The organism is Kytococcus schroeteri, assembly GCF_002847825.1.
In the GTDB taxonomy this organism is placed as follows: domain Bacteria; phylum Actinomycetota; class Actinomycetes; order Actinomycetales; family Dermatophilaceae; genus Kytococcus; species Kytococcus schroeteri.
Window position 1 is genome coordinate 851 of record NZ_PKIZ01000036.1, and the last position, 469, is coordinate 1,319.

The window sequence follows — 469 nt, forward strand, 5'->3', positions numbered from 1 at the left end:
GACCCCGGCGGGTACGCCTTTTTATCGTGCGATGCGCTCACGATCAAAGTCCGTGAAGGCGGCCGGGTGGTCAAATGCTCAGTGCTGCTTGCCACCGGAGTCAACGCCGACGGGTATCGCGAAATGCTCGGCATGCACGTCGCCACCGCGGAATCCAACGCGTCGTGGAAAGGCTTCTTCCAGGACTTAAAAGCCCGCGGACTTACTGGGGTATTCCTTATCACCAGTGATGCCCACGAAGGCATCCAGCACGCCATTTCCGAAGTGCTGCCCAATGCGTCGTGGCAGCGGTGCCGCACCCATTTCGCGAAGAACCTCTACGAAAAGGTCCCGAAAACACAATGGCCGATGGTCTCTGCGATGTTCCAGACAATCTTCCAGCAACCTGACGCCACATCCACTTGGGCTCAAGCCCGCGAAGTTGTCGACCTACTGGAGCCGAAATTCCCTCACGTCGCGGCGTATTTGG

At 58.4% G+C, this 469-nt stretch carries 1 protein-coding gene; it reads left to right on the top strand.

All coding sequences use genetic code 11. The features are described 5' to 3' along the window. A partial coding sequence (locus tag CYJ76_RS11350; protein WP_180802299.1) for an IS256 family transposase occupies positions 1-469 on the top strand: 469 nt, incomplete at both ends.